Raw genomic sequence first — 16,926 nt, 5'->3', positions numbered from 1 at the left:
CTCGTGCCGTTCCGGACTGCATCGGAGTCATCGATTTTCTCAGAAGGATGCTCGACGGCGGCGCTCACCTCAGGGGACCCATCGTCTTCAGCGTCGTCGTCCACGTCGTCACCGGTGGGAGTGGTTTGGTTGGAATCAGGGTCTAGGTCCAGGAGGGGCTCTGTTCCGGATTCGTCGGCTGCTACTGCTATCAGTGCCTCGATTTGGGCCGGGATGTCGCCGATGTTTTCGAATGGAAGAGCCAGGGGGAGGGCGTTGCTAATGGTGTAGCTGTCGTCCAGCGGGGTGGGGAGGATAAGTTGGCGAGCCAGGAGTTTGGTGATGGTTCGGGTGACCACGTCGGAGTCGCGCAGCGCATCTTGTTGGCCGGCGGGCGTGTAGTTGGCAACGAGGTCCGAGATCTCTTCGCGGGTGATCGTCGGGTCCGTCTGGGCCGTGACGTGGCGGTCCAGCAGGAGGCGCAGACGCAGCAGGACGATGGTCTCCACTCGGCTAAGGGCACGCTGCTGACGCAGGATGCTGGAGCGGGAGCCGGCGCCGATGACTTCAGGATCGACAGGTCGCAGAACTGCGATTTTGCGGTCGTGATCGAGTTGGAGGGTGAGGAACAGTTCGGAGAGCCGGCTGCGGAGGATCAGCTGGTTGTCCAGCAGGGTGGTCCATAGTTTCTCGTCGCGGCCGCCGTCGATGTATGGGCCCTTCAGCAACTTCACCAGCGCATGGCGCACTTTCATGGGGAGCACACCGGTGTCTCCAGGGAAGAGCGCCGCGCCGTCCACGAACGTGTCCCTCGGAGTGACCCGGAACGGGTCCGAGTGGCTGATTTCCGGTGCGGGCTCAGCAGACTGATCAGCGGCAGCCTCAACCGCCTCGACGCTGACGTCAGTCCCCTCGTCGGTGACCTCGTCCGCTTCGGTGACGTCCGTCGTCGTGATTTCCTCAGTCATCAGAATCCTTATTCAGCGAGACGACAGGCAGGTAAGCCGTGCGGATGCTGCCGTCGATTTGTTCGAAGTCGATGTGTTCCCACGCGGCCCTGTCGAAGGCCGCGCCCGTCTGCAGCGCCATGGACAGCAGCGTGCGCACGGTGTTGATGTGCCGTTCTTCGGCGGGCAGGTTTTCCCATGCGTCGCCCAATGTGGCTGCGCCGGCCATGGCTGCCCGAACGACAGCCGGCTTGGCCTTGCCGGTGCGCGCTGAACGCACCCGGTCCGAGTCGCTGAATGCGATGGGATCGGCCAGGCGTGGGGGTGTGGCAAATTCGTCGGGATCGAAGAGCTTAACCATGGCCAGCGACTCGAACCCGGCGTTGTACAGAACCGGCCCGCGCACCAGGCCGGAGCGGTCGCGTTCGTACGGCATCGATCGGATGGCTTGCTCGGCCTCGGCCAGCACCTTGCGCAGGCTGACGGACTGCCGGACATCGTCACTCTGGATGTACGTATTCAGGCTTTCGGAGAGCTTGCCGTAAATCCGCTGGATTTGGCTGTGCTGATAACGCAACTCGGCCACCAGGTTCTTCAGCGTTTCGCGGTCCTCATGCGAAAGGTCGTCCGCAAATTGCCGGCTCAGCACCTCACCGATCGCTGAACGGAACCGCAATTGCTGTTGCGGATCCTCCAGGAAGGCAGTGAACGATCGGAACGTACGTCCTTCGGGGCTTTGCCGCAGGCGCTTGTCGGCCTCCAAAACCTGAGCCATCGTGGCGCCCTTGCTCAGGGACTCCTCGATGATCTGGTTGCGGAGCTCGCCCACCAGTTCCTCGATGCGGTCACGCATTTTCTTGTAATCGGCAGGCAGGCTTGCCGCGAGGTCCAGGATGTTGCCTGCTGCTTCAACGGCTTCCTCATCATCCAAAAGGCCGTCGAACTCGCCCGAGCTGATGTCCTCCACCAGTTGCTGGCGCTCCTGGATTTCCTCCTCAAGGGCTTCCAACCGCGCGCTCTGATCTGGATTAGTCTCGTTGGCGAGCTTCTCCACATCACCCAGCAGCGTGCCGAGGCGCGAGCCATTCAGCGTGGAGCGCTCGCTTGCGAGGCTGTCCAGGAACGCAAGCACTCGGGCCGCGGGTTCGGTGACTTCGTAAACGATCTGACCTGATTGGTTGCGCCGCGTGAGGAACTGCTTCCGGGTCCATTCGTCGCCGAAAAGCTTGCCGTTCTGCTGGCCGCCCAACGCCGGGTCCTGCCGGCGGAGCTGCTCAAGGAAGGCGTCGACGTCGGCATGGAACTCTTCGAGCGGAAGCTGCGGCCGGGTGCGCGTGAAGGATGCTTGCAGCACCGCGATCACCCAAGGCGCCGACCGCGTCAGAGCCCACGCAGGGCCTTTGGTCAGCTGTTCGAGGTCGCGGAGCCTCGCGCTGATGGCGTCGGCGGGGGACATGGCTGAACGGGACAACTACTCTCCTTCAGCTGCTGCGAAACCTGGCTGGCAGCGAAAACTGCCCCGTACAAGGTTAACGCAGAGCGTCGCCGAACTGTCGGGCGGGCCTGAAGTGCCGTCGTCGGGCCCTTTCGAAGCACGCCGTCGCAACCATTTCGTAACCTACGGTCCGTTATGGTTTCGATCCCATATCAACGCGAGTACTGCGCGATTCTGCACTGGCAGGAAAGCATCCCCACCCCTATCGTCAGATCATCGACGCAGCCATGCTGCGCCGACCCACGCACCGTCGCTCCGGGGGGAACCATGGATTTCGATTTCACTGCGCTGGAAACAGGCACATACGTAGTTATTGGAACGCTGATGTTCGCCGCAATTTTGGTGGCTTTCATCGCAGCAGCAGCAATAGCAACAATCATTCTTATTGGAACCATGGGCATTGCTTGGTACGCCATTAAGGCGGTGCTGGGCGGCTTGGTTCATGGCATTAACTTTGCGTGGGACCGTCTGGTTCACCACGCTGGTCAAGTGGAAATTCCGGCCGAATTCCAGCCCCAGATTTCCCCTAGCACGGGTAGCTACTCGCGGGTAGCATTGAGGGACAGCTGAAGGGTTCCCACCCGAGGCGGACCCTGGCTCCATCCGGTACACCGGCTAGAGGAGTTACCCCATGACGTCCGCCACTGACAGCAGCCTCACTGCCGCAAGCGTCAATGCCACCGCAGAAGAAGCCCGCGCCGTCGCCGAAGCCGCCCGCGAAACTGAATGGAACCGGCCCAGCTTCGCCAAGGGCTTGTACTTGGGCAGCTTCGACCTCAGCCTCATCCACCCATGGCCACAAGCCAAACCCGAGGATGTGGAGCGGGGCGAAGAGTTCATGACCCGCTTGCTGGCGTTCGCCAAAACCATGTCCGGCCGCGTCATAGAGCGCGACGCCAAGATCCCGGACGAGTACCTCAGAGGGCTGGCAGACCTTGGCGCCTTCGGCATGAAAATCCCGCGCGAGTACGGCGGCCTTGGCCTGTCCTTGGTCTATTACGGCCGTGCGCTTGCCCTGCTGGGGTCGGTCCACCCGAGCCTCGGCGCCCTGATTTCCGCCCACCAATCCATCGGGGTCCCCGAGCCCGTGAAGGAATTTGGCTCGCCGGAGCAGAAGCAGGAATACCTGCCGCGCTGCGCCGCCGGCGCCATCACCGCTTTCCTCCTGACAGAGCCCGACGTCGGCAGCGACCCCGCGCGCATGGGCGCCACTGCCGTATTGTCCGACGACGGCGACTCTTACCTTTTGGACGGCGTGAAGCTTTGGACCACCAACGGTGTCATCGCTGAACTCGTAGTGGTTATGGCCCGGGTTCCCTCACATACCGATGCTGACGGGACCGAGCATAAGGGTGGCATCTCCGCGTTCGTTGTGGAGATGGACTCACCCGGCATCACCGTGGAGAACCGCAACACGTTCATGGGCCTCCGCGGAATTGAGAATGGCGTAACCCGCTTCCACCAGGTCCGGGTGCCCGCCGCCAACAGGCTCGGCCGGGAGGGTCAAGGACTCAAAATTGCGCTCACCACCCTGAACACTGGACGGCTCTCCATCCCTGGCCTGTGCGTTGCCTCCGGAAAGTGGAGCCTGAAGATCTCCCGTGAATGGTCCAACGCGAGGACCCAGTGGGGTCGGCCGGTGGGCAAACACGAGGCCGTGGGCAAGAAGATCGCATTCATCGCCGCCACCACTTTTGCGTTGGAGGCCGTGTTTGAACTGTCCGCCGAGATGGCCGACGCCGGGCTGAAGGACATCCGGATCGAGGCCGCCCTGGCCAAGCTGTGGTCCACGGAACTGAGCTGCCGAATCGCGGACGAACTGGTGCAGATCCGCGGCGGCCGGGGCTTCGAAACCGCCGACTCCCTGGAAGCCCGAGGCGAGCGTGCAGTGCCGGCCGAGCAACTGCTCCGCGACCTCCGCATCAACCGGATTTTCGAGGGCTCCAGCGAGATCATGAAACTGCTCATCGCCCGCGAGGCCGTGGACGCCCACCTGGCAGCTGCAGGCGACCTCGCCTCCGCGGATGCGAGCCTTCAGGACAAGGCGAGGGCCGCCGTCGGGGCCTCCGGTTTTTACGCTCGCTGGCTCCCGAAACTGGTGGCCGGCGCCGGCATGGATCCTCGGTCCTATGCGGAGTTCGGACGCCTGGGCAAGCAGCTGCGGTTTGTTGAAAGGTCGTCGCGGCGGCTCGCCCGGCAGACCTTCTACGGCATGGGCAGGTGGCAGGCAAAGCTGGAGCACAAACAGGCGTTCCTGGGCAGGATCGTGGACATCGGCGCTGAGCTCTTCGCCATGGCCGCGTGCTGTTCGCGGGCCGAAATGCTTCTCCGGACCCACCCCGAACAGGGCGCAGCGGCGTTCGAGCTGGCCGAGGCGTTTTGCGAGCAGGCCCGTGTGCGGGTGGACGAATATTTCGATCAACTGTGGAGGAATACTGACGACGGCGATCACGACCTTTCGCGCAAGGTCCTCGCCGGCGATTACGTCTGGTTGGAAGCCGGGGTCCTGGACCAGTCCGAAGGTACGGGCCCCTGGATCGGCGATGCCTCGCCGGGCGCGTCAACCAAGGAGAACCTGCACCGCAACTACCGGTAACCGCTAGCGAACGTCCCCGTCCACGTAGTACCAGCGCTTGCCCTCCCGGACGAAGCGGCTGTATTCGCGCTGGACGCCGCGTTCGCCGTCGAGCCTGTAATGCGCGGCGAATTCCACTGTGCCGGTCGTGTCCAAGGGACCGCCCTTCGAGGTGGAAACGATGTCCAGCCTGCGCCACTCCATGTCTGAAGCGAGGTCCATGGACGCTGGCCGAGTGGAAGCGTGCCAGGTGTGCAGGAGGTAGTCCGGATCCAGGACGACGAAGGCCGAATACCGGGAACGCATGAGTTGCTCGGCGGTTGGCGCGTCGGCGTCGCCTCGGTGGAAGCGTCCGCAGCAATCGTCGTACTGCTCCCCGGAGAGGCATGGGCAAGCGCCGTTGCGGAGTCGGGCTAAGTCAGGGGTCACAAGGTCCCAATCCAAGGCTAAAAATGAGAGCTGGGCAACATATTTTCCCACGCCATATAACAGCTTTGAAACAACCCCGCCAGAGTGTGGGGCGGGGCGTGATTCCGTCGGTGCTGGACCTTAGGCTATATAAGCAAGCTGGGTGGGCAATGGGCGCATCACAAAACGACGGCCAGGGGAGGCTAACGTGGAGGATCCGACAACACTCGCCATCAACCTGACGTATTTGGGCACACTGGGACTCGCAGTCCTGATGTTCCTGGGTCTCGGGTTGATCGTCATCATCACTCTGGTGGTCGCCGGAGTTGGGCGACTGCTATCGATCATCCTCTTGGCAATGGTTGGGATTTTCCCCAAGAAGGCCAACACTCCCATTGTTCACCTGCCCCAGCACCCCTCGCGCGTGCCTGACCCCGTGGCTGCGGACGCCGATGATTCCGCACCTTCCGCGGCTCCGGCGCCTGCTTTGGTTCCCGCCGCTGTTTCCGCGCCGGCGCCGACCGCTGTTTCCGCGCCTGGGGCTGCCGCGCCCGCCGAGCCGGCGCCCGGCCCGAGCGCAACCTCCTTGCAGGCGCCCGACGGCGACTCTTGGGTGCGTCTTCTGTGCTTAAGGAAGGCGCGTGGAAGGCCAAAGTAGACCCCCGCAATCTGCCGAAACCGGCGGAGGTCAAGTCAGTGGTCGAACATCAGACCGCGCACCATCCAATCGTTGTTGCAGCCGCCAAGGAACCACCTGTGCTCGCAAAGGATTGGGCGGACGCTGTGGCAAAAGCAGATGAACGGGCGGCCGCCCGCGCCAGAGCGCAACAGCCGCCCGCCGTTAAGGTGACGGTCCGCGACCTTGACGAGCCCACGCCGTCGTCCAACGGCAAAACTCCGGCCCCCAATCGCCCGGACTTCCCACCCAAGAAGCCGGAGAGCGGGCCCACGAACCCCGGCGAGGCCAGCAGCTCTACCTCGGGCAATGGAGCGAAGAAGAAGCCAGGCTCGAACACTTCCAAGAATGGAAAGTCTCCGAGCCCGATTCGAAAAGGTTCGCTCAGCGGCGCCAGCCGCAACTCCTAGGTGATACCTACGCTTCTGGCGAGGCCTACGCGGCCAACTGCCGGAACGCCGCGCCGTGGTAGATCAGGGGTTTGGACTCGGGGTTGATGATGGTCGCCTTGACCTCAAGCACAACGATCGCGTGATCACCGGCCGGCGTCTCGGAGACAATTTGGCATTCGAAGCCCAACACCGCGCCGTCGATCAACACTGCGCCCGAGTCGCTCACGCTGGTCTCCAGCCCGGCGAAACGGTCGCGCGTCTTGGAGGCCAGCTGGAGCGCTGCCGCCTGCTGCCCCTCGGCGAGCACCGATACACCCAGGCGCTGGGCTTGGCGAAGCTTCGGCCAGGTTGTGGAGGAGTTCTGGACGGCGAACATCACCAACGGCGGTTCCAGTGAAACGCCAACGGTAAAGGACGATGCCACCAATGCTTCAGGCGTAAAATCCACCATCGCGCTGAACGCGGCAACTCCGGATGGGAACTGCGCAAAAGCCGCCTTGATGGCTGCCGTTTCTTCCACTGTGGTCTGAGTCATTCTGCTGTCCCCTATCGTGCGTTGCCTGAGTTCCTTTCCCATAATTCACCTGGTCCCGGGAACGGCAATATTTGTTGATTCGAAAGACATTTGTGTTGCCGCGTGTCAAGAAATGTCGCGAAGTAAGGCCGCTTCCATTACCTCGCAAGACGAAAAACGAAGAACTTCTACCATTTGCGTTTATGCCTCCGGCGGCCGTGTGTAGCCTCGATTGAACATCCAGTCCATGGCCGTAGACGCCGGCTTGGACACCAGCACTGTCCCACCACAGGAAGCCGACATGAGCCTCAACGAGCTACGAACGCTTGGACGCACTGGCGCCCTGATCAGCCCCCTCACTCTGGGCACCTTGAACTTCGGCACCGGTGCCGCACCCACGGGTCCAGCGGAGAGCATCCGGATCATCAAGGCCGCCCTCGACGCCGGCATCACCAGCGTTGACACAGCTGACATCTACTCTCAGGGCGAGGCCGAGACTGTGGTTGGCCAGGCCATCCACAGCCGCCGCGACGACGTTTTCCTCGCCACCAAGTTCCATGGCCAGATGGGCTCCAACCCTGCGCACGCGGGAAACTCGCGCCGTTGGATTGTTCGGGCTGTGGAGGACAGCTTGCGGCGGCTGAACACGGACAGGATCGACCTTTACCAAGCGCACCGCCCGGACTACAACACTGACCTGTTGGAAACCATCACGGCCCTCAACGACCTCATTCGGCAGGGCAAGATCCTGTACTACGGCACGTCCGTGTTCAGCCCCGCCCAGCTTGTGGAGGCACAGTGGATCGCGAACACGAACCACCTGACCCCGCCTGTGGTGGACCAGGTTCCGTATTCGCTGCTGGTGCGCGCGAATGAACGGGACGTTTTCCCCATCACCCAGCAGTACGGCGTCGGCGTTTTGAGTTACGGACCGCTCGACGGCGGGTGGCTCGCGGGCGGTTATCGCGTTGGCGGGGGCCAGCCTGAAAGTTCGCGATCGGCTGCGGTTCCGGGCCGCTTCGACGTCAACGCGCCCTTTAACCAGGGCAAGTTGCACGCGGCAGATGCCCTGGCGCAGCTTGCGGCCCGCCACGGGCTGACCCTTATCCAGCTTGCCGTGGGCTTCGCCCTGAACCACCCGGCAGTGACCAGCGTGGTTATCGGGCCGCGAACCGAGGACCACCTCACTGACTATTTGAAGGCCGCAGATGTGGTGCTGAGCGAGGCGGTCCTCGACGAAATCGATGACATTGTTGCACCGGCGGTGAACTTCCTTGAGCGCGACGCCGGCACCGTTGCACCCCATCTTGAGTACCCGGAACTACGACGCCGGTAGTCCCCTTCCGTTGTGAGGCCTGCTTTGCGCGCTCTGTGCTCACGTTGGCGCGCAAAGCAGGCCTCACAACGAACTATTGACGCGGGTCCGGCCGCGGCGTGATCCTTGACCTAAGTGCTGCGGCACTCCGCAGCGTTAGCTTCCAGTAGAACGCCGCCGTCCCATGTCCAAGCACCATGTCAAACAAAGAGCAGCGAAGACCGCCGCCCCCGGGCAGCCGACCACAGGTCCCCTGACCCACGAGGAGCTGCAACTTTCCGGGCGAAACCACTCGATGCCACTCGAAGCCCTGCACGACGACATCACGCCGGCCGGCCTTCACTACCTGCTGATCCACTTTGATATCCCGCACGTTTCCGCGGAGACATGGCGATTACGGCTGGGTGGCGCCGTAAATCAGAGCCTTGAGTTGAGTCTTGAGGACATCAAAGCCCGGCCAGCCGTCACTATGCCCGTCACTCTTGAATGCGCAGGCAACGGTCGGTCGCTTCTCCAGCCCCGTCCCGTCAGCCAACCGTGGGTTCTCGGCGCTGTGGGCACGGCGGAGTGGACCGGAACCCCGTTGGCACCCTTGCTGGAGGAAGCCGGTTTGGCGAGTGACGCCGTCGAGCTTGTTTTTACCGGCGCGGACAACGGCATCCAAGGGGGCGTCGAAGAGCCTTATGCGCGCAGCCTCTCGATTGCAGAGGCGACGCACCCGGAAGTCATGCTCGTCTACGCCATGAACGGCAACCCGTTGCCTATCCAGCACGGGTTCCCCTTGCGGCTGCTGGTGCCGGGTTGGTACGGCATGGCGAGTGTGAAGTGGTTGACGTCGATCGAGGCCGTGAAGTCTCGGTTCATGGGTTTCCAGCAGGCCGTCGCCTACCACTATCTTCAAGGTGCTGACGGGCCAGGCATACCCGTGAGCCATATTCGCGTCCGCTCCCTCATGATTCCGCCGGGAATCCCGGACTTCTACACTCGACGACGCGTGGTGGATGCCGGTCCGGTGATGCTGCACGGGCGCGCGTGGTCGGGGCACGGCGAGGTGGAGCGAGTGGAGGTGGGGATCGACGGCGAGTGGATGCCGGCGCACCTCGAACCGGCGCTGGGCGACTTTGCCTGGCGCTCATGGTCCATGGTGTGGGTCGCGAGCCCGGGCGAGCACGTGCTGCGGTGTCGGGCGATGGATACGTCGGGTGCGCTGCAGCCCACAGACCAGGTGTGGAACTACCAAGGCATCGGGAATAACATGGCACAGGTGGTTGAGGTGACGGTTCGATAGTCTCTCGGGCGCGGCATTCGCCTCGGCTCGCCGAGACCGCTGCAACCCTGCATGATCGCCGGAGCTTTCCGGCGGTTTCGGTGGCTTCCCCGAGGTTTCGGTGGCTCTCCCGCGATCTCGCAAGCCCAAGGCCTCCCGGTTAGACTCGTTTCAATCATGAGTATCCCGTCATCCTCCCCAGCGAACGTCCGCGTCGACGCTTGGTTGTGGGCGATCCGTGCCTACAAGACCCGCTCGGCCGCCACCGCCGCCTGCCGTGCCGGGCACATCCGGATCAACGGAAACCCGGTCAAGGCGTCGCAAAGCGTGATCATCGGCGACACCATACGGGTCCGCGAATCCGGCTGGGAACGAATACTCGAAGTCCGGCGACTCATCGCGAAGCGTGTAGGGGCCGAAGCCGCCTCCCATTGCTTCACCGACCACACTCCCCCGCGCCCCGTCGCCCCCAAACTCGGCCTCCCCCAGCGCGACCGCGGCGCCGGCCGCCCCACCAAGAAGGACCGCCGGGATATGGAGAAGCTGCGGGGGTAGGTGGATTTACGACGGGCCGCAACTAACACTTATCCACAGGCCGCCTTTTCTGACATGAATGGTTCTTCTTCCTCGGCCTAGACTGACCGGCACACCGCCAAACAGCTGCTGGGGAGCCTGTCATGCCACGCCTTTCGTTTGCTTCTTTTTCTTCCGTTCACGCCCGAACGGCCGTTTTGGCTCTGACCGCTGCGCTGCTTCTGAGTGGTTGTCAGGGCGGCTCCACACCCAGCGGCCCACCTTCGGAGACGAGTTCGACGACGGCGTCGCCCACCTCAAGCGTTTTGGTTCCCTCTGCTTCGGCTACTCCGGTTGCCTCCGCTGTGTACAAGCCCGCTGATGCAACGGGGAAGGCGCAGAACGTGCCCGTTCCTGTGATGCCCGAGCTGGCGAAGGAGAACTCGAAGGCAGGGCTGGAAGCGTTTATTGGGTATTGGTATGCGACTTACTCGTATGCCACTGAGACAGGTGACCTTGGGCCATGGAGCCTTGCGACAGATACAACGACGGTCTCTGGTACCGCATACAAGAAGGCCATCGAGCTCAACTACATCAAAGGGCGCTGGGTGGTCGGCGGACGAATCACCACTCCAGTCATCGAAGTACTCTGGAAAGACGGACTGGACCCACAGTCCGCCAAGGTGCAGGTCCTCCAAGAGCAAATACAGTACTTTGATGCTGATGGGAGCTCCGGGCAGGAAACGACTCCCGCCTTTAACACTGCCGAAGCCGTCAAGGTCACCTACCGGAGCGGCCTGTGGAAGGTCATCGACAACGGATTGATCGTGGGTTAGCGGTGCGAGCGCGTCGACTTAGCCTCATCGTTTTCCTCGCCCTATCAGCGCTCGCTCCTCTCGGCACGGCCCCGTCAATTGCGGACGACGAGCCCCGGGTTAGCGTGGGAAAGCGCGATACCGGGATTGCTATTGGCGCCCGTTTCACCATAGATCCGGTTACGGGTGTGCTTACGTCGAGGCTGGAAGGTCCTTCAGGTCCGGCCGCAGTTGATCCCAATCAGTACATGGCCGACACCCACTGCCGTGCCGACGGACCCGACACCAAAGACCCGGGCTGCGACGCCCTCGAATGCCCTGCCACCACACCGGCAGGCGAACAAGGCACCCCCGTGATCTGGAAGGAGGCACCAAAGGCGATCACCAACCCCGGTTGGACAGACTGGATCCCGGTCAGCGGACCCACCTGCCTTTACGATCCCGAACCGGAGAACGTCCTCGCTAACATCGCCGCGCGGATCCTGAACGACTTCCGCCAACTCCCCGTGAACCCGGGAAACCTCGAAGCCCAGCCATTCCCCCACACCCTCAAAGGCGGACCAACCAACTTCTACGCCACCGCCGGCGAACAAGCCTTCGACGTCACCATCCTCGGACAAGCCGTCCACCTGACAGCCACACCCGCCAACTACACCTACACCTTCGGAGACGGCACAACCCTCGGCCCCACATCCGCCGCCGGTTACTCCATCCCCGAACCCGAATGGCTCAGCAACGAGACGCGCACCAGCCACATCTACACAGACACCGGCAACTACCAAGCAAGCCTCACAACAAGCTTCACCGGCACCTACTCCGTCAACAACGGACCACCCCTACCCATCAACGGAACCCTGGACATCACCTCGCCCGCCAAAACCATCCAAGTCTGGAAAACAGAAAAAGCACTCGTCGCCGACACCTGCCAGGAAAACCCCAACTCCTGGGGCTGCCCCGGTGCCGAGAGTAGATAATCCGCGAGGTCGAAGTGGGGGTTAGGAGAACCAGGTGCCTGGAGGGCCCATGAACAGCAGGAAGCTAAACACTGCGCCCACCGCAACCAGGGTGACAACTACGGCAAGAATCGGATTCCGCAGGACCCAAGCCTGGGCTTTCTCGAAGCCCCCTTGAGGCTTCTCTCCCCCGGCAGCCAAGCGCCAGTCACCGGCGAGGAGGCCGCGACGGTCCAGCGACTTCTCCATGGGGATAGTGGCATAGGGGATTACTGCTGTAGCGATAGCAAGCAGGCCCGTTCGGGTAGACCACTTCTGGTTGATCCACGTGAACGCGGCCGTCGCGGCGTAGCAAAGGAACACGAACCCGTGGATGCCTCCGGCGATGCTCACACCAACGTCTGTGGTGCGCGTGACGTACTTAAGGAACAGCCCGATCAACAACAGCGTCCACGTCACGGCCTCGGCAAAAGCAACGGTACGGAACAAGGTGCGGGGCTGCATGGAAGTCCTCAGGTAGAAAACGGGAGTCACACCTATTTTACCGGCTGTAGAACTTCCACGGCGTCGCCATTGCAGAACACGTCATCCCGGAGAAGGGAGTGCCTCCCGGTTCCGAATCCGCGAGTCGCCGAACTCAATGGCCACGGGAGCAATCTCCACGGCTGGCTCATGCCTGGTGCGGGCCTTGCCGATTGCAATGTGAGGCACCCACCGCGGCGACCTGTAGCCCAAAGCCGGCGAACTCAGTATGAAGTCGTCGATGTTGTCGAGGCCAAGCTCGTCGAAAAGAACGTGAAGCCCCTGAACCAATAGGGCCTGGTAGTCGTGAACCTCCTGAGGCACGTCCACTTCGAGTCCCATGAGGCGCCCACCGCCCAGTGGGATAAGTTTGTCCGACTTCCCCAAAAAGCCTTGCAAGACCGGCAGCTCCGTCAACCAACTGGCGGTCTCAGGAAGCACCTTCTCTGGCGGCGACAACCCTTTGGTCCATGCAACGATGTCCCTGCCGAGGTCGTCCAAAATGCCGACATGCAGAAGGGTCATGTGGAGTCCCTGCGGTTTGCGGAGGGAATCGACGAACCGGTTCAATCCTTCGTAGTCCGATGTCCCTGCCCCGACGCGGAGGACCGGCACCTCCACCGTGATCCGAGGTCCATGCGATGTGTTTCCAGCGGGGACGAGGGCCGTCATGGATGACATTATGCGCCGGAATCCAGGCGAACGGCAGGCTGACGACGGAAGCCGAGTACCGGCGTCGTACATGGCCCCCTACTTCCTGGTGCGGGCCTGCACCAGGTTCGCAAACGGAAGCCTCCCGAAAGCGGCAACGAAATCTGCGTGGTAGGCAGCCTCGGCTGCATTTACGTCGGAAGCGGGGAGCTCTTTCCAAGCGATAATCAAATCCAAAGCGTCGCGCAGCTGCCAGATGAGCCGGGCGTCCCAAACGACGGTTGGCCGGCCGCGGCCGTAGTCCATGAATTCCTGGATCTGCTTACGGAGTCCTCGGTTGCCTTGGCTACCAGCCCCGGCCTTGCCGATGTACACCACGGAAGCATCCGGAATCCATTCGGGCTCCAAAGCTTCGCGCTTGAGCGAGGGGTCCTTCTTCTTGAACGTGCCGGCAGTGCTCTTGGTGAGGAATGCGGGCTCGAAATCCGCGGGGTGGAGGATCGCGAAGATGCCGGGTCCTTGGGGAATCCTCATGGGATCGAGTTCATCGAGCGGTCGGAATCCGGTGAATCCGTCTTCGGTGAGGGACTTTTTGGTGAAGAGCATGGTCCATTGTGCGGGATCGTGCAGGGCTAGGCCGTAACACGCCAAAACCTGAAGCAAACCTTTCAGCGTTGACACGCACTTGTGACCCGTGCCATATTCAAAATGTGAACCTGTCAGACAGCCGGACAGCCGGACAGCAAGGACCCCAGAGTGGGCATACGCCCATCTCACGCATCTCCGCAGCCGAGGCGGTCTTTGCGGCACTCCGGCGCGCCATCGAGGGTGGCCAGTTCGATATCGGCACCAAGCTGAGCTCCGAGGCAACGCTGGCAGGCCAGTACGGCGTGAGCCGCTCAGTGATCCGGGAAGCGCTGAGGTCCTGCAACACCTTGGGACTCACGGTGACCAAGACCGGCAAGGGCACATTCATCGTGGCCAACAAGGTTGCTAACGACCTTACCTTGGGTCAGTACAGTGCGCGCGATCTTAACGAGGCCCGCCCGCACATCGAGATCCCGGCGGCTGGCCTCGCTGCCCAAAGAAGGACAGAGGAAGAGCTGGAGCACCTCAAGGACATCGTCCAGGAAATGCTCACCGAGAACGATCCCGAAGCCTGGGTGAACCTGGACGCCAGCTTCCACTCGGCCGTGGCCCGCGCCAGCGGAAACCGGGTGTTCGCCAGCGTCGTCTCCGATATCCGTGAAGCCCTGGCCCACCAGTCCGAAACCCTGAACCTCGTCGCAGACCGGCAACACCGCTCGGACGAGGAACACGTCGCCGTGCTCAACGCAATCGAAGCCGGCGACCCGGAAGCCGCAAGCAAAGCAATGGCCGCTCACCTGCAGGCCGTTAGCGTGGCACTGGACACGATCCTCAACAAATGACACACCCAAAGGACACCATGCCCGCCCCCGAAGCACCGGCCCACCAGGCAACGGCGCAGCACATCAAAACGCCCCACCACGTCCCGCTCGTAGAGGTAACCCGCGACGGCCTGGTCGAAAGCATCCATTACGGCTCGCTGATCGCCCTCCACAAAAATGGCAGCACGGCCGTAGAAGCGGGCGAGCCGGACGCCCCCATGTACCCGCGCTCAAGCCTGAAGCCGCTGCAGGCTGTTGCGCTGCTCAAAGCCGGGCTGGATATCCCCCAAGATCTCCTCGCACTGACCTCTGCCAGCCACTCCGGCGCGCAGATGCACCGCGACGGCGCCGCCGAGATCCTGAAGCTGCATGGCCTCACCGAAGCGGCCCTGGGTAACAGCACGGACCTCCCTTACGGCGTCGCTGAACGTGAAGAGTGGCTCCGCCAAGGCAACGGCCCCACCCAAATTGCTCAGAACTGCTCCGGCAAGCACGCTTCCATGACCGCAGTTTGCGTCATCAACGGCTGGCCTGTGGAGGGGTACTTGCATCCTGAGCACCCGCTGCAGGTCCTGGTCCGCGACACCATCACGGAACTGACCGGTGAGGAAGCTGCAGCAGTCAGCACCGACGGCTGCGGCACCCCGCTGTTCGCCCACTCGCTTCACGGTATGGCGCGCGCTTATGGCCGCATCGCCGCTGCCGAAGAAAGCACCGACGAGGGCAAGGTTGCCCACGCCATGCGCCGCTACCCGCAGATGGTGGCCGGCGAAGGCCGCGACGTCACCGCGCTCATGCGGGCGGTCCCGGGACTCCTCGCGAAGGACGGCTTTGAGGGACTCCAGCTTGTCGGCCTCCCGAACGGCACCGGCGTGGCGGTGAAGATTTCCGACGGCGGTGATCGCGCCCGCATGCCCGTCACCGTTGAGGTTCTCCGCCGGTTGGGTGTCGACGGCGGCAGCTTGGACACGCTTCAGAGCCCACCCGTGCTGGGCGGCGGCCTTCCGGTCGGAGAGCTCCGCGCAGCCCAAATTTTCAGCAACTAAACCAAGGACAGCTATGACCACCGTCGATCAGGCGATCCCCCTCCGTTCCGAACACGACCTTTTGGGCGACCGCGATGTACCCGCGGATGCCTACTGGGGCGTCCACACCCTCCGCGCCATGGAGAACTTCCCCATCACCGGGCAGCCGCTCTCCACCAACAAGCACCTCGTCAGGGGTCTGGCCGCTGTGAAGCAGGCTGCGGCCCGCACCAACCACGAGCTTGGCCTGCTGGATGCCGAAAAGGCGGATGCCATTGTGCAGGCTTGCCAGGACATCATGGACGGCATGCTCCACGAGCAGTTCATGGTGGACGTGATCCAGGGCGGCGCCGGCACCAGTTCCAACATGAACGCCAACGAGGTCATTGCCAACCGTGCGCTGGAGATCCTGGGCCACCCCAAGGGCGACTACTCCAAGCTGCACCCGAATGACCACGTGAACCTGAGCCAGTCCACCAACGACGTCTACCCGACGGCGGTGAACCTCGCCACGATCTTCTCCGTGAAGGAACTACTGGAAGCCCTCGAAGAACTCGAGCTGGCCTTTGCTGAGAAGGGCCGGGAGTTCCGGACCGTGGTGAAGATGGGACGCACGCAGCTGCAGGACGCCGTTCCCATGACCCTCGGCCAGGAGTTTGGCGGTTACGCCGTGACCATCGGCGAGGACCGGGCCCGCCTGGATGAGTCCCACATGCTGATCCACGAAATCAATCTTGGTGCCACGGCTATTGGCACCGGCTTGAACGCCCCCGCCGGCTACGCCGAAGCTGCCTGCCGCCACCTGGCCGAAATCACCGGACTTCCCCTCCTCACTGCCGCTGACCTCATCGAGGCAACGCAGGATGTGGGCGCGTTTGTTCACCTGTCCGGGGTGCTGAAGCGCGTGGCAGTGAAACTCTCCAAGATTTGTAACGACCTCCGCCTGCTGTCCTCCGGACCGCGTGCGGGTTTGGGCGAGATCAACCTTCCGGCCGTGCAGTCCGGTTCGTCGATCATGCCCGGCAAGATCAATCCGGTGATCCCGGAAGTGGTCAGCCAGGTGGCTTACGAAGTCATCGGCAACGATGTCACCGTCACCATGGCCGCGGAGGCCGGCCAGCTTCAGCTGAACGCCTTCGAACCGATCATTGTGCACAGCCTACACAAGAGCATCTCCCACCTGGAAGCAGCGTGCCGCACCCTTACGGCGCGCTGCGTCCGGGGCATCACTGCAAACACCGAACGGCTACGGCTTACCGTGGAGCAGTCGATCGGTCTCGTCACGGCATTGAACCCCCATATCGGTTACGCCTCCGCCACCGCCATCGCCCAGGAAGCGCTGGCAACGGGCAAGGGCGTAGCGGAACTCGTGTTGGAGCACGGTCTCCTGACCGCCGCCCAGCTTGAGGAACTGCTTAGCCCCGAACGTCTGGCAAATCTCAGCAAATAGGCCGAAACTGGCCTGAAAAC

Annotated in this window: 18 protein-coding genes and 1 pseudogene; 12 read left to right on the top strand and 7 right to left on the bottom strand. The window is 62.7% G+C overall.

The annotated features are described in order from the left end of the window. Positions 1-74: 74 nt before the first annotated feature. Both AC0J5Z_RS04050 and AC0J5Z_RS04045 read right to left on the bottom strand, forming a co-directional pair. Positions 75-947, bottom strand: a pseudogene (locus AC0J5Z_RS04050) (DUF4194 domain-containing protein); the annotation flags it as partial. Then, positions 940-2,397 (bottom strand): DUF3375 family protein, encoded by a 1,458-nt coding sequence (locus AC0J5Z_RS04045; RefSeq protein WP_475037596.1) that lies wholly within the window; start codon positions 2,395-2,397, stop codon positions 940-942. The pseudogene AC0J5Z_RS04050 and the gene AC0J5Z_RS04045, both read right to left, overlap by 8 nt. A gap of 291 nt (positions 2,398-2,688) precedes the next feature. Between AC0J5Z_RS04045 and AC0J5Z_RS04040 the strand changes: the two genes are divergently transcribed. Both AC0J5Z_RS04040 and AC0J5Z_RS04035 read left to right on the top strand, forming a co-directional pair. Beyond that, positions 2,689-2,991 (top strand): hypothetical protein, encoded by a 303-nt coding sequence (locus AC0J5Z_RS04040; RefSeq protein WP_475037595.1) that lies wholly within the window; start codon positions 2,689-2,691, stop codon positions 2,989-2,991. A gap of 61 nt (positions 2,992-3,052) precedes the next feature. Further along, a complete protein-coding gene (locus AC0J5Z_RS04035) occupies positions 3,053-5,017 on the top strand; it encodes an acyl-CoA dehydrogenase family protein (protein WP_475037594.1) in 1,965 nt (654 codons plus the stop codon). 3 nt (positions 5,018-5,020) lie between these two features. Here AC0J5Z_RS04035 and AC0J5Z_RS04030 read toward each other — a convergent pair whose 3' ends face one another. Beyond that, positions 5,021-5,425, bottom strand: coding sequence for a YchJ family protein (locus AC0J5Z_RS04030; RefSeq protein WP_475037593.1), 405 nt, complete (start codon positions 5,423-5,425; stop codon positions 5,021-5,023). A 187-nt stretch (positions 5,426-5,612) separates the two neighbouring features. Between AC0J5Z_RS04030 and AC0J5Z_RS04025 the strand changes: the two genes are divergently transcribed. Both AC0J5Z_RS04025 and AC0J5Z_RS04020 read left to right on the top strand, forming a co-directional pair. Then, entirely contained in the window at positions 5,613-6,062 is a 450-nt protein-coding gene (locus tag AC0J5Z_RS04025) for a hypothetical protein (RefSeq protein WP_475037592.1), read from the top strand. Positions 6,063-6,100: 38 nt separating this feature from the next. After that, positions 6,101-6,490, top strand: coding sequence for a hypothetical protein (locus AC0J5Z_RS04020; protein ID WP_475037591.1), 390 nt, complete (start codon positions 6,101-6,103; stop codon positions 6,488-6,490). Between the two features lie 25 nt (positions 6,491-6,515). Here the strand turns inward: AC0J5Z_RS04020 and AC0J5Z_RS04015 are convergent, their stop codons facing one another. Continuing rightward, positions 6,516-7,007, bottom strand: a complete 492-nt coding sequence (locus AC0J5Z_RS04015; RefSeq protein WP_475037590.1) for a flavin reductase family protein — start codon at positions 7,005-7,007, stop codon at positions 6,516-6,518. A gap of 280 nt (positions 7,008-7,287) precedes the next feature. Between AC0J5Z_RS04015 and AC0J5Z_RS04010 the strand changes: the two genes are divergently transcribed. The 5 genes from AC0J5Z_RS04010 (at position 7,288) to AC0J5Z_RS03990 (ending at position 11,870) form a co-directional block, all read left to right on the top strand. Beyond that, positions 7,288-8,322, top strand: a complete 1,035-nt coding sequence (locus AC0J5Z_RS04010; protein ID WP_475039530.1) for an aldo/keto reductase — start codon at positions 7,288-7,290, stop codon at positions 8,320-8,322. Between the two features lie 163 nt (positions 8,323-8,485). Then, positions 8,486-9,589, top strand: coding sequence for a sulfite oxidase (locus tag AC0J5Z_RS04005; RefSeq protein ID WP_475037588.1), 1,104 nt, complete (start codon positions 8,486-8,488; stop codon positions 9,587-9,589). Positions 9,590-9,745: 156 nt separating this feature from the next. After that, positions 9,746-10,123 (top strand): RNA-binding S4 domain-containing protein, encoded by a 378-nt coding sequence (locus AC0J5Z_RS04000; RefSeq protein WP_018779945.1) that lies wholly within the window; start codon positions 9,746-9,748, stop codon positions 10,121-10,123. Positions 10,124-10,485: 362 nt separating this feature from the next. After that, positions 10,486-10,917, top strand: a complete 432-nt coding sequence (locus AC0J5Z_RS03995) for a DUF6318 family protein (RefSeq protein WP_475037586.1) — start codon at positions 10,486-10,488, stop codon at positions 10,915-10,917. 2 nt (positions 10,918-10,919) lie between these two features. Further along, entirely contained in the window at positions 10,920-11,870 is a 951-nt protein-coding gene (locus AC0J5Z_RS03990) for a PKD domain-containing protein (RefSeq protein ID WP_475037584.1), read from the top strand. A gap of 21 nt (positions 11,871-11,891) precedes the next feature. Here AC0J5Z_RS03990 and AC0J5Z_RS03985 read toward each other — a convergent pair whose 3' ends face one another. From AC0J5Z_RS03985 to AC0J5Z_RS03975, 3 genes are all read right to left on the bottom strand, one after another. After that, positions 11,892-12,353 (bottom strand): DUF3817 domain-containing protein, encoded by a 462-nt coding sequence (locus AC0J5Z_RS03985; RefSeq protein ID WP_475037583.1) that lies wholly within the window; start codon positions 12,351-12,353, stop codon positions 11,892-11,894. Between the two features lie 81 nt (positions 12,354-12,434). Beyond that, positions 12,435-13,043: a hypothetical protein gene (locus AC0J5Z_RS03980; protein WP_475037582.1), complete on the bottom strand. Its 609-nt coding sequence runs from the start codon at positions 13,041-13,043 to the stop codon at positions 12,435-12,437. A gap of 78 nt (positions 13,044-13,121) precedes the next feature. Next, entirely contained in the window at positions 13,122-13,628 is a 507-nt protein-coding gene (locus AC0J5Z_RS03975) for a hypothetical protein (RefSeq protein WP_475037581.1), read from the bottom strand. Positions 13,629-13,732: 104 nt separating this feature from the next. Between AC0J5Z_RS03975 and AC0J5Z_RS03970 the strand changes: the two genes are divergently transcribed. The 3 genes from AC0J5Z_RS03970 to aspA are packed head-to-tail and all read left to right on the top strand — an operon-like array spanning position 13,733 to position 16,906. Continuing rightward, a complete protein-coding gene (locus AC0J5Z_RS03970) occupies positions 13,733-14,452 on the top strand; it encodes a FadR/GntR family transcriptional regulator (protein WP_475037580.1) in 720 nt (239 codons plus the stop codon). Then, positions 14,449-15,477: an asparaginase gene (locus tag AC0J5Z_RS03965; RefSeq protein WP_475037579.1), complete on the top strand. Its 1,029-nt coding sequence runs from the start codon at positions 14,449-14,451 to the stop codon at positions 15,475-15,477. Before AC0J5Z_RS03970 ends, AC0J5Z_RS03965 begins: the two co-directional genes overlap by 4 nt. 13 nt (positions 15,478-15,490) lie before the next feature. Continuing rightward, the gene (aspA, locus tag AC0J5Z_RS03960; protein ID WP_091463509.1) at positions 15,491-16,906 is read left to right on the top strand and encodes an aspartate ammonia-lyase; all 1,416 of its coding nucleotides are present in this window, start codon (positions 15,491-15,493) and stop codon (positions 16,904-16,906) included. Positions 16,907-16,926: the final 20 nt, after the last annotated feature.

It is taken from the genome of Paenarthrobacter sp. TRD_SC_7, from assembly GCF_056156245.1.
The sequence above is the reverse complement of the archived record's forward strand: the minus strand, read 5'-3'. Positions and strand labels throughout refer to the sequence as shown.